Origin of the sequence: Streptomyces sp. WI03-4A, from assembly GCF_033792105.1 — a bacterium.
GTDB lineage: Bacteria > Actinomycetota > Actinomycetes > Streptomycetales > Streptomycetaceae > Streptomyces > Streptomyces collinus_A.
Window position 1 is genome coordinate 1 of record NZ_JARAUO010000093.1, and the last position, 2,899, is coordinate 2,899.

Consider the following 2,899-nt stretch of genomic DNA (forward strand, 5'->3'; position numbering starts at 1 on the left):
CGATCCGTACAACATCGACGCGTGCCGCCAGGCCGGGGAGTCGAAGGTGCTCTCGTCTAAGGACGCGCCGGACGCGCCCGCCTCGCCGCCCGCCCGGCCCTGCCCCGGCACCGGACCGAAGGGCGGCGCGCCGTCGTCCCCGACGGCCGCGGGGCCCGGGACCGGGCGGCGGAAGATGAACGTGCCGCCGGGGTCGGGACCGTCGTCGTCCGTGGGCGGGATCGAGGCGGTGCCGTCGGTACGGGCCGCGTGGCCGGCCGGCTGGGCCGGGCCCTGCGCGGCCACCCTCGGGTCGGCGCCGAAGCCGGGCTGGCCGTGCTGTGCGTGCTGCCCGTGCCGCGCGTCGCCGTCGGTGCCCCACCCGGACGCCTGGCCACCCGCGCCCGTACCCGGCCCGGGGTCCTCGTCGAAGAAGTGCGGGCCCGTCTCCTCGACGGCCGGGGCGGCCGGGCGGGCACCGGGCGGCGGGCTGAGCGGGCTGCCGTCCGCGGGCGCCGGCCGGCTGGTGCCCGGCACCCAGGAGGCGCCGTTCCAGTACCGGACGTACCCGGGGATGGAAGGGTCCGGGTAGTAGCCCTCGCGGGGCCTGTCGTCACCGGGGGCCGGGGTTGGGGCGCTCATGTCCGTCGTCCCGTATCTGCTCGGGGTGGATGGGAGCCTCCACATCTATCAGACCGGGGCATGCCACACCGCCAGTCCCGCCGTACCCACTCCTTTCCGGGCAACGCCGTGCCTCCGCTCCCCCGGTCCGCGCCGAAGAACTTCCCGGAACCCGCGTAATGGCAGCGCCTTCGCCGCCTCTCTCCGGGTACGGGCCCACTCAGGGCGGCCCCGGCAGGAAGGAAACACAGATCATGGATCACACCGTGGTGGAGCGGGAGCTGGAGCTGAAGCTCGTGCTGTCCCCCGACCGGAGCGTGCCGGTGCCGGCCCGGCTTGGCTACCGCTCCGACGACCCCTACGCCGTCCACGTCACCTTCCACATCGACTCCGAGCACCCCGTCGACTGGACCTTCGCCCGGGAACTGCTGGTGGAGGGGGTGTTCCGGCCGTGCGGGCACGGCGATGTGCGGGTGTGGCCGACCAAGGTCGACGGGCGCGGTGTCGTACTGATGGCGCTGAGTTCACCCGACGGGGACGCCCTGCTGGAGGCACCGGCCGCCCAGGTGTCGGCCTGGCTGGAGCGGACGCTGCGCGCGGTGCCCCCGGGGAGCGAGGGCGGGCGGCTGGGCCTGGACGGTGCCCTCGACGAGCTGCTCGCCCGGTGAGCGCCCCCGCAGGGGGATCAGAACAGCTTGCCGGGGTTGAGGATGCCGAGCGGGTCGAAGACCTGCTTCACCGCGCGCTGCATCTCCACGCCGACCGGACCGATCTCCCGGGCCAGCCACTCCTTCTTCAGCACGCCCACGCCGTGTTCGCCGGTGATGGTGCCGCCGAGTTCCAGGCCGAGGGCCATGATCTCGTCGAAGGACTCGCGGGCCCGCCGGGACTCGTCCGGGTCGGCGGCGTCGAAGCAGACGGTGGGGTGGGTGTTGCCGTCCCCGGCGTGCGCGCAGACGCCGATGGTGAGGTCGTACTTCCCGGCGATCCGCTCCACCCCTTCGAGCATCGCGCCCAGCCGGGAGCGCGGTACGCACACGTCGTCGATCATCGTCGTGCCCTTGACCGCCTCCAGCGCGGTCAGCGAGAGCCGCCGGGCCTGGAGCAGCAGGTCGGACTCGGCGGCGTCCTCGGCCGGGACCACCTGGGTGGCGCCCGCGGCCTCGCACACCGCGCCGAGGGCGGCCAGGTCGGCGGCGGGGTCGGGGGTGTCGAAGGCGGCCAGCAGCAGCGCCTCGGTGGTCTCCGGGAGACCCATGTGGGCGAGGTCGTTGACCGCCTTGACGGTCGTACGGTCCATCAGTTCGAGGAGGGACGGGACGTGACCGCCCTCCATGATCCGGCACACGGCGTCGCAGGCGGCGGCCGACGAGGCGAACTCGGCGGCCAGCACGAGCTGGCGCGGCGGCTTCGGCCGCAGCGCCAGGACCGCCCGCACGACGATGCCGAGCGAGCCCTCGGAGCCGACGAAGAGCCTGGTCAGGTCGTAGCCCGCCACACCCTTCGCGGTGCGCCGCCCGGTGGACATCAGACGGCCGTCGGCGAGGACGACCTCCAGGCCCAGCACGTACTCGGCGGTCACGCCGTACTTCACGCAGCACAGGCCGCCCGAGGCCGTGCCGATGTTGCCCCCGATGGTGCACATCTCCCAGCTGGAGGGGTCCGGCGGGTAGTACAGGCCGTGCTCCTCGACCGCGCGGGAGAGGGCCGCGTTGATCACGCCCGGTTCGACCACCGCGATGCGGTCCACCGGGCTGATCTCCAGAATGCGGTCCATCTTCGTCAGGGACAGCACGATGCAGCCCTCGGTGGCGTTGGCGCCGCCGGACAGGCCCGTGCGGGCCCCCTGCGGGACCACCGGGACGCGCAGCTCGCTGGCGGTGCGCATCACGTGCTGGACCTGTTCGACGGTGCGCGGCAGCACGACCACGGCCGGGGCCCCGGCCGGGCAGAAGCTGGCCATGTCGTTGGCGTAGGAAGTGGTGACGTCGGGGTCGACGAGGACGGCCTCGACGGGCAGGCCGGCCAGGAGCCGGTCGGTGAGGTTACCGGATGCCACTGCATCGGTGTCGCGATGCGCTTCGATACGGCTCATGATCACAGCGTGTCACTCGCGGCCATCGGTGTGAACCCCGTCCGTGCCGTCCTTGGGCCACCCGGGCGGGCCCGTCACGCTGGCGCACAGTGAGCGGTATGGAGATCCGACAGTACGGCCCCTCCGCTCCCGGCACGTCCCCGGCGGCCGGACAGACGAAGTGCCGGCTGGACAGGTGGTCTCTGGGTGTGCTGACCGTCGCGA

The 2,899-nt window shown here is 73.4% G+C and carries 3 protein-coding genes; 1 reads left to right on the forward strand and 2 read right to left on the reverse strand.

The features are described from left to right. On the reverse strand, window positions 1–621 hold a 621-nt coding region (locus PV343_RS40140), incomplete at its 3' end, for a DUF2510 domain-containing protein (RefSeq protein ID WP_319151997.1). A gap of 233 nt (window positions 622–854) precedes the next feature. Here PV343_RS40140 and PV343_RS40145 point away from each other — a divergent pair. Continuing rightward, window positions 855–1,268: an SsgA family sporulation/cell division regulator gene (locus tag PV343_RS40145; RefSeq protein ID WP_319151998.1), complete on the forward strand. Its 414-nt coding sequence runs from the start codon at window positions 855–857 to the stop codon at window positions 1,266–1,268. Window positions 1,269–1,285: 17 nt separating this feature from the next. Here PV343_RS40145 and PV343_RS40150 read toward each other — a convergent pair whose 3' ends face one another. Further along, complete coding sequence (locus PV343_RS40150) at window positions 1,286–2,701, reverse strand: FAD-binding oxidoreductase (RefSeq protein ID WP_319151999.1); 1,416 nt, start codon at window positions 2,699–2,701, stop codon at window positions 1,286–1,288. Between the last annotated feature and the right edge of the window lie 198 nt (window positions 2,702–2,899).